Raw genomic sequence first — 7,368 nt, 5'->3', positions numbered from 1 at the left:
TCGTGTATGTCTGGTAGCGATAGCGAGAAGGTCACACCTGTTCCCATACCGAACACAGAAGTTAAGCTTCTCAGCGCCGATGGTAGTTGGGGCATTGCCCCTGTGAGAGTAGGACGTCGCCAGGCAATGTTGAAAGAGCTAAGTCACACAATAAGTTGTGCTTAGCTTTTTTTGTGTTCTCCATATATAATTGAAATGGATAAAGATGGATTCTCGACTAGTACAGGAGGGGAAGAAATGGATAATATTGTATTAACTACGGAAAGACTAATATTAAGAGAAATGACGACAGATGATGTTGATAAATTAATGGAAATATTCTCTGACCCAGAGGCTATGAAGTATTACCCTTCAACCAAAAACAAAGAACAAACAATCGATTGGATTAACTGGACTTTAAATAATTATGCTAAATATGGTGTAGGACTCTGGATTGTAGAAGATAGAGAAACAGGAGACTTCCTTGGACAATGTGGAATCGTACCTCAAGAAGTAGACGGTGTTACAGAAATGGAGATTGGCTATCTCTTTGCGAAACGTGTATGGGGAAATGGCTATGCAACAGAAGCAGCATCAGCTTGTAAAAATTACGGCTTTGAAAAATTAAAATTGAAAAAAATAATCTCTTTACCTGATGTAAATAATATCCCATCTACAAGAGTAGCTGAACGGATCGGTATGGAAGTTGAAAAGAAAATTGTAAAATGGGGAAAGGAAGTTAGCGTGTACTCTATATTAAAATAACTACTATATTTTTTAGGTAGGAAGCGTGTTAGATCTACTCTTTCAAAACTAATATGTATCAACAGAGAATCTACTATATTGTTTAGGGGTTGCGATTAGATAGGATTTATTAAAAATACAGAAAAAGATGGAGGACATTGTCCAGTCCTCCATCACGGAAGAAATTCAATCGAATAGGGTCTCTTTGTCCATATCTGTTAAAAAAGAAAACATCTCCTTAATTTGTGACTCTGTATTTCTTCTTTCAGATAGCTGAGGTAAATCATCCTTAGCAAAAAACTGAACATCATTTGTTTCCATTCCGACTGATGCATTTCCTTTAATAATATTACAACGAAAAAAGCATTTATAATAATGGTAAGGTTGTGGAGGATGAGGATGATGGTTATTATCAAAAAAAGCTAGTAGTTTAACAGCTTTTACATCAAATCCAGCCTCTTCCATTATCTCTTTCTCACAGTTTTCAGCAGCGGATAAGCCTACTTCACAAAACCCACCAGGTAATGACCATTTATTATCCATTTTTTCTTTAACCAATAATATTTTATTGTCTTGGAATACAACTCCACGAACATCAATTTTCGGAGTTTGGTACCCTTTTTCGGTAGCAAACAAGTCATGTATCTTTTCAAAACTCAATTCGGAGTGATTTGCCATTATTTCCGCACTAATCTCTCTTAATTCTTCATATCTTTCTATATCGTACTTATCCTTTGAGAAGCTTAGACCAGATTGCGCTAGTGCTTGTATTCGAATAGCCCAATCCAACCATTTCTTAGTCATAATTAAAACACCTCTTCCATTCAAGAAAATCACAAAACTAATAGGAGTGTTGACAAAAAAATTACATATTCACTTCTTATCTTCTTCTTAATATTGTAAACTAATAATAGAAATTAAAGAAGGAGGTTTACAAAATGGAACAGTTTATGAATACTATGATAGATGATAACTTTCTTCTTATTATTGTACGGGTACTTATAGCATTAGTTTTATCTGGATTAATTGGCTTTGAAAGGGAATTGAAAAATCACTCTGCAGGTTTTCGGACTCATATATTAGTGGGAGTAGGATCTTGTTTAATGATGGTGTTATCTCTTTTTGGTTTTGAGGCATTTATTGATGCACATGACAATGTTCGATTTGATCCAGCTCGGATACCATCCTATGTCATAAGTGGAATCGGGTTTTTAGGAGCCGGTACGATTATGGTTTATGGTGGAACAATACGTGGCTTAACTACCGCAGCATCTATATGGACCGTTGCAGGTATAGGATTAGTTGTTGGAGCGGGAATGTATGCTACAGCATTGTTTACAACAGTAGTAATTTTGTTAAGCTTAGCCTTCCTAAATAACTTTGAGAATCTATTTACGAAAGGTCATAAATCACAGGTAATCGAAATCGTAGCTCTTCCTGGATTAGCTATTAATAACGTTGTATCTGTATTTGAAAAATATAATTTATCCATTAAGAAGGTTGAAATTGTGAAAGTGGAAAATGATCTAAGGAGTATTTTTATAAAAATTGAACGGGATAAAGAACTGAACCATATATCCTTATTCGAAGAGCTATCAACAATTAGTTACGTAAAAAATATTAGTGAGAGAACTTAATAACGAAAGAACGAAACCGTGCCTATGTGTGCGGTTTTTCTGTCCTATACGTGTTTTTATTTATATTATTTTGTCTAGAATAAGAAGGAGTAACATAGTTGGCATTATTCCAGTTTTACAGTATAATAAATGCATAGTCAAAGATAGTCAAAGTCAAAAGGTTGTATTGGAATAGGAATACTCTGGCTGTTCAACGGGAATAAGGAGGTAAAAAATGAGTAACATATCCGACATAATCGAACAATACTTGAAAAAAATACTGCAGTCCAAAGGGCAGGATGTCATAGAAATCAAACGAAGTGAAATTGCTGATCAATTCCAATGTGTACCTTCACAAATAAATTATGTGATTAACACCCGTTTCACAATGGAAAAAGGGTATATTGTAGAGAGTAAGCGAGGTGGAGGTGGGTATATCCGGATAATAAGAATTAAGCATCAAGATAAATCGGAATTAATTGATGAAATTATAAGGCTTATTAACCCCACCGTTACACAACAAGCATCTATCGATGTTTTAGAAAGACTGATGGATGAAAATCTTTTAACAGAACGAGAAGCGAAGATCATGGTAAGTGCTATCGATCGGAATACGTTAGGGTTAAAATTACCAATTCGTGATGAGGTTAGGGCGCGTGTACTAACAGCAATGCTTACAACATTAAAGTATTTAAACAAGTAGTATGCCATACATATCAACTATTGATTACGTTGATAATGGTTAAATCTTTATAAACAGAATGCATCATAAAGTATTTTTTATAAAGGGGGATTAAAAAGTGCAATGCCAAGAATGTCAAAAGCGACCAGCTACCTTGCACTTCACTCAAGTTATCAATGGTAATAAGACAGAGGTTCAGTTATGTGAAGTGTGTGCAAAAGAAAAAGGGTATATGTCATATCCTGAAGAAGGGTATTCCCTTCACAATTTATTGACTGGTTTATTTAATTTCGATTCTTCACAAGTGAAAAATGCTCAAGGTACGCAATTTCAGCAAATGAAAGAATTGCAGTGCTCCAAGTGTAATATGACATTTTCTGAATTTAAGCGGGTCGGGAAATTTGGTTGTGCAGAATGTTACCACACCTTTGCAACGCATCTTGATCCGATTTTCCGACGTGTTCATAGTGGAAACACAAAACATCATGGAAAGATCCCTAAACGAAAGGGTGGAAGCTTGCATTTAAAAAAGCAAGTTGATACGTATAAGGCAGAACTACAAAATTTGATTGTTAATGAGGCCTTTGAGGAAGCAGCTACTGTTAGAGATAAAATTAGAGAAATAGAATTGAAAATTAGAAATAAAGAAGCGGGTGAGGATATATGACACTCCAACACTTTATGAATGAGGCGATTAGTCCGTGGATGAGAGAAGACGGTCCAGATAGTGATATAGTTTTGAGTAGTAGAATTCGCTTAGCTCGGAATTTTGCAGACAAAAGATTTCCGATCATAGCAGAAGTAGATGAATTAGAGGGAATTCGTGACTTCTTTCAAAAGGAGTACGAGCATGCATCCTTTCAAGACCATGATGAATTTGAGTTTTTTTCCATCAAAGATTTATCAGCAATTGAAAAACGTGTCCTTGTAGAAAAGCATTTAATTAGCCCTTTACTTGCTAAAAATGCAGATTCCTCGGCAACGATGATATCAAAAAATGAACAGGTATCAGTAATGATTAATGAAGAAGATCATATTCGTATGCAGCTTTATTTTCCAGGATTCCAACTATCGAAGGCATTAACAAAAGCATTTGAATTTGACGATTGGTTAGAGGAAAAAATTAATTTTGCATTTGATGAGACAAAAGGGTATTTAACTAGCTGTCCAACAAACGTAGGAACAGGAATGAGAGCCTCCGTGATGATGCATTTACCTGCTCTTGCTTTAACGAAACAAATCAATCGAATGATGCCAGCTATTAATCAATTCGGTCTTGTTGTCAGAGGTATTTATGGGGAAGGAAGTGAGGCGATTGGAAATCTCTTTCAAATTTCCAATCAAATTACACTTGGAAAAACAGAAGAAGATATCATTGAGGATTTACAGAGTGTCGTACAGCAGTTAATAGAGCATGAACGAAAAGCAAGAACGAGGTTAATGGAGCAATCTGCTACGAAGTTAGAAGATCGAATCTATCGCTCATTAGGCGTTTTGAAATATAGTAGAATCATCGAATCAAAAGAAGCAGCAATATGTCTATCAAATGTTCGACTAGGAATCGATTTAGATATCATAAAAAATATATCACGTAATATACTTAATGAATTAATGGTATTAACACAACCTGGTTTTCTCCAACATTATGCTAAAGAAACGTTGTCAGCAAATGAACGTGATGTGTTACGAGCAACCCTAATAAGGGAAAGGCTACAATTAGAAGAGAAATAGGAGGAAAAGCTATATGATGTTTGGACGTTTTACAGAAAGAGCACAAAAGGTATTAGCATTATCCCAAGAAGAAGCCGTTCGTCTTGGACATAATAATATAGGTACAGAGCATATTTTACTCGGGCTTGTTCGTGAAGGGGAGGGAATCGCAGCAAAAGCATTAGAGTCATTAGGTTTAGAAGTACCGAAAATTCAAGAAGAAGTTGAGAAACTAATCGGCGTTGGAAAACAACCAATGCAAACGATTCATTATACGCCAAGAGCTAAAAAAGTTGTGGAACTTTCACAGGATGAAGCTAGAAAGTTAGGGCATTCCTATGTTGGAACAGAGCATATATTACTAGGTTTAATTCGTGAAGGGGAAGGTGTAGCTGCTCGTGTTCTAAATAATCTCGGTGTTAGTCTAAATAAAGCAAGACAACAAGTACTCCAACTTTTAGGCAGTAATGAGTCCCAGTCTGGTAGACAAGGGCGTGGGCAGGCATCAAGTGCCAATACTCCAACTCTTGATTCTTTAGCAAGAGATTTAACTGCCAGTGCAAAAGAAGGAAATGTAGATCCTGTTATTGGGCGTAATAAAGAAATCGAGCGTGTTATTCAAGTATTAAGCAGACGTACGAAAAATAACCCTGTATTAATCGGAGAACCTGGTGTTGGAAAAACAGCGGTTGCGGAAGGATTGGCTCAACAGATTGTCAATAATGAAGTACCTGAAACCTTACGTGATAAACGCGTAATGACTTTGGATATGGGGACCGTTGTTGCTGGGACAAAATACCGTGGTGAATTTGAAGACCGCTTAAAAAAAGTAATGGAAGAAATTCGCCAAGCGGGGAATATCATCTTATTTATTGATGAATTACACACGTTAATTGGTGCAGGTGGAGCAGAAGGTGCAATTGATGCTTCAAATATCTTAAAACCTTCCCTTGCCCGTGGTGAACTTCAATGTATTGGAGCGACTACCCTGGATGAGTACCGTAAATATATTGAAAAAGATGCTGCATTGGAACGAAGATTCCAACCTATTCAAGTAGATGAGCCATCCGTAGAAGAAACCATTCAAATATTAGGTGGTTTACGAGATCGTTATGAAGCACATCATCGTGTAACGATTACAGATGAGGCAATTGAAGCTGCCGCAACTTTATCCGATCGCTATATTACCGATCGATTTTTACCAGATAAAGCAATTGATTTAGTTGATGAAGCAGGGTCAAAAGTTCGGTTACGTTCATACACAGTTCCACCGAATCTGAAAGAATTAGAAGAAAAGCTAGAAGAAGTTCGTAAAGAAAAAGATGCCGCTGTTCAATCACAGGAATTCGAAAAAGCTGCTTCGTTACGTGATTCAGAACAACGGTTACGGGAGCAACTGGATACGACCAAAAATGCTTGGAAAGAAAAACAGGGTCAAGAAGATTCGCAGGTTAATGTAGAAGATATTGCTAGTGTTGTGTCTATATGGACCGGTGTACCTGTTTCGAAGTTAACAAAAGATGAAAGCGAGCGTCTATTAAATTTAGAAAATGTCTTGCATGATCGAGTTATTGGCCAGGCTGAAGCTGTGAAGGCTGTTTCCAAAGCTATTCGTAGGGCACGTGCTGGGCTGAAGGATCCGAAACGTCCAATCGGTTCGTTTATTTTCCTAGGACCTACAGGAGTAGGGAAAACAGAACTGGCGCGGGCTTTAGCAGAAGCGATGTTTGCAGATGAAGATGCCATGATACGTATCGATATGTCGGAGTATATGGAAAAACACTCCACTTCACGATTAGTTGGTTCCCCTCCAGGTTATGTTGGGTATGATGAAGGTGGTCAATTAACGGAAAAAGTTCGAAGAAAACCGTATTCTGTAGTACTCCTTGATGAAGTGGAGAAAGCACATCCAGAAGTGTTTAACATTTTGTTACAAGTGCTAGAGGATGGTCGTTTAACGGATTCAAAAGGAAGAGTTGTTGATTTCCGAAACACCGTACTAATCATGACTTCCAATGTTGGAGCAAGCGAGTTAAAACGAAATAAATATGTTGGATTTAACCTGGATGAAGAAGGTAAAGAATACAACGATATGAAAAAGAAAGTATTGGACGAATTGAAAAAAGCATTCCGTCCTGAATTCTTAAATCGTATAGACGAATCAATAGTCTTCCATTCATTAGAGAAGAAACATATGAAAGATATTGTTACGTTAATGGTTAAACAACTTCAAAAACGCTTGAAAGGTCAAGATATTGAATTCACATTGACTGATAAGGCAATTGATAAAATTGCTAGTGAGGGATTTGATCCAGAGTATGGGGCAAGACCATTACGTCGTTCCATACAAAAAAATGTAGAAGATTTAATGTCTGAAGAATTATTAAAAGGTACGATCTCTATTGGTCAAAAAGTAAAAATAGGCTTGAATAATAAAGGTGAATTTACCATCCTACCTTAAGAAATAAATATTTATGAAAATAAAGTTCTAAAAAACTAGAAAGGGCGGCCACCTTTCTAGTTTTTCCTTATTCTACAATTTTTTTAATTCATGCTACAATTTCACTATGTGGCAAAAATAAGGAAAAAAGAAAATGAATTGATAGATGTCTGTAACTTTTATGTTACGTTCATCGT

Annotated in this window: 7 protein-coding genes and 1 rRNA gene; 7 read left to right on the top strand and 1 reads right to left on the bottom strand. The window is 36.4% G+C overall.

The features are described from left to right. The first annotated feature begins 9 nt into the window (after positions 1 to 9). Positions 10 to 125, top strand: a 5S ribosomal RNA gene (rrf, locus tag ACFSTA_RS19965). A gap of 112 nt (positions 126 to 237) precedes the next feature. After that, entirely contained in the window at positions 238 to 744 is a 507-nt protein-coding gene (locus tag ACFSTA_RS19960; protein WP_377558590.1) for a GNAT family N-acetyltransferase, read from the top strand. Between the two features lie 165 nt (positions 745 to 909). Here the strand turns inward: ACFSTA_RS19960 and ACFSTA_RS19955 are convergent, their stop codons facing one another. Further along, positions 910 to 1,527: an NUDIX hydrolase gene (locus ACFSTA_RS19955; protein ID WP_377558589.1), complete on the bottom strand. Its 618-nt coding sequence runs from the start codon at positions 1,525 to 1,527 to the stop codon at positions 910 to 912. A 134-nt stretch (positions 1,528 to 1,661) separates the two neighbouring features. On the opposite strand from ACFSTA_RS19955, the gene ACFSTA_RS19950 reads away from it, so the two are divergent. From ACFSTA_RS19950 to clpC, 5 genes are all read left to right on the top strand, one after another. After that, positions 1,662 to 2,360: an MgtC/SapB family protein gene (locus ACFSTA_RS19950; RefSeq protein WP_377558588.1), complete on the top strand. Its 699-nt coding sequence runs from the start codon at positions 1,662 to 1,664 to the stop codon at positions 2,358 to 2,360. A gap of 214 nt (positions 2,361 to 2,574) precedes the next feature. Continuing rightward, on the top strand, positions 2,575 to 3,042 hold the full coding sequence (locus ACFSTA_RS19945; RefSeq protein ID WP_377558587.1) for a CtsR family transcriptional regulator: 468 nt from the start codon (positions 2,575 to 2,577) through the stop codon (positions 3,040 to 3,042). A 97-nt stretch (positions 3,043 to 3,139) separates the two neighbouring features. After that, a complete protein-coding gene (locus tag ACFSTA_RS19940) occupies positions 3,140 to 3,688 on the top strand; it encodes a UvrB/UvrC motif-containing protein (protein ID WP_377558586.1) in 549 nt (182 codons plus the stop codon). After that, a complete protein-coding gene (locus ACFSTA_RS19935) occupies positions 3,685 to 4,752 on the top strand; it encodes a protein arginine kinase (protein ID WP_377558585.1) in 1,068 nt (355 codons plus the stop codon). The genes ACFSTA_RS19940 and ACFSTA_RS19935 overlap by 4 nt, the downstream gene beginning before the upstream one ends. Before the next feature lie 13 nt (positions 4,753 to 4,765). Next, entirely contained in the window at positions 4,766 to 7,192 is a 2,427-nt protein-coding gene (clpC, locus tag ACFSTA_RS19930) for an ATP-dependent protease ATP-binding subunit ClpC (RefSeq protein ID WP_377558584.1), read from the top strand. Positions 7,193 to 7,368 lie beyond the last annotated feature (176 nt).

It is taken from the genome of Ornithinibacillus salinisoli (assembly GCF_042684965.1).
In the GTDB taxonomy this organism is placed as follows: Bacteria; Bacillota; Bacilli; order Bacillales; family Amphibacillaceae; genus Ornithinibacillus; species Ornithinibacillus salinisoli.
Note: the sequence above shows the minus strand (reverse complement) of the source record. Positions and strands in the feature narration are given on the sequence as shown.

Excerpts from the sequence above, each read along its gene's own strand:
- ACFSTA_RS19955 (WP_377558589.1), bottom strand. The coding sequence starts at position 1,527 with ATGACTAAGAAATGGTTGGATTGGGCTATTCGAATACAAGCACTAGCG.
- ACFSTA_RS19960 (WP_377558590.1), top strand. The coding sequence starts at position 238 with ATGGATAATATTGTATTAACTACGGAAAGACTAATATTAAGAGAAATG.
- clpC (WP_377558584.1), top strand. The coding sequence starts at position 4,766 with ATGATGTTTGGACGTTTTACAGAAAGAGCACAAAAGGTATTAGCATTA.
- ACFSTA_RS19950 (WP_377558588.1), top strand. The coding sequence starts at position 1,662 with ATGGAACAGTTTATGAATACTATGATAGATGATAACTTTCTTCTTATT.
- ACFSTA_RS19945 (WP_377558587.1), top strand. The coding sequence starts at position 2,575 with ATGAGTAACATATCCGACATAATCGAACAATACTTGAAAAAAATACTG.
- ACFSTA_RS19935 (WP_377558585.1), top strand. The coding sequence starts at position 3,685 with ATGACACTCCAACACTTTATGAATGAGGCGATTAGTCCGTGGATGAGA.